At 66.5% G+C, this 505-nt stretch carries 1 protein-coding gene; it reads right to left on the bottom strand.

Going from position 1 to position 505, the window contains the following annotated elements; translation table 11 throughout:
* Positions 1–104: 104 nt before the first annotated feature.
* A partial coding sequence (locus EOA24_RS40595; protein WP_133375106.1) for a DsbA family protein occupies positions 105–505 on the bottom strand: 401 nt, incomplete at its 5' end.

Below are 505 nucleotides of genomic sequence, written 5' to 3'. Positions count from 1 at the left end.
GATCTGCACCGGCAGCAATGGGCACGGCTTCTTCCTGAGCAAGGCCAAGGTGACCGCGAAATAGGAGAACCGTAGCCTTTCGCCCGAGCTGCGCCGGACGATGCTCAGTCCGCGACGGTTTCCAATTCGCCGCGCGCCTTGGCCTGAGCCACCTGGCGGATCGCGTCGGCAAGCGTGTCGGCATCTTGTGCGCCCATCACCGCGTATTTGCCCTCAAGCAGGAAGCAGGGCACACCGGTGATGCCCATGCGCGAAGCGGTGGCGATCTCGTTGCGGACGGCCTCGACGTCGGCGTCGGTCGGCAGCAGCGTCTCGACCACCGATGCATCCATGCCGGCCTCGCCGGCGGCCTTCACCAGCGCGGCATGGTCGCCGATATTGGCGCCTTCCTCGAAATTCAGCTGGAAGAGGCGGCGCACCAGCCGGTTCTGGGCATCTTCACCCGCGGCGCCTGCCCAGCGGATGACGCGATGCGCGTCCAGCGTGTTGGCCGCGACCTTGATGG

Origin of the sequence: Mesorhizobium sp. M2A.F.Ca.ET.039.01.1.1, from assembly GCF_003998035.1 — a bacterium.
In the GTDB taxonomy this organism is placed as follows: Bacteria; Pseudomonadota; Alphaproteobacteria; order Rhizobiales; family Rhizobiaceae; genus Mesorhizobium.
Note: the sequence above shows the minus strand (reverse complement) of the source record. Positions and strands in the feature narration are given on the sequence as shown.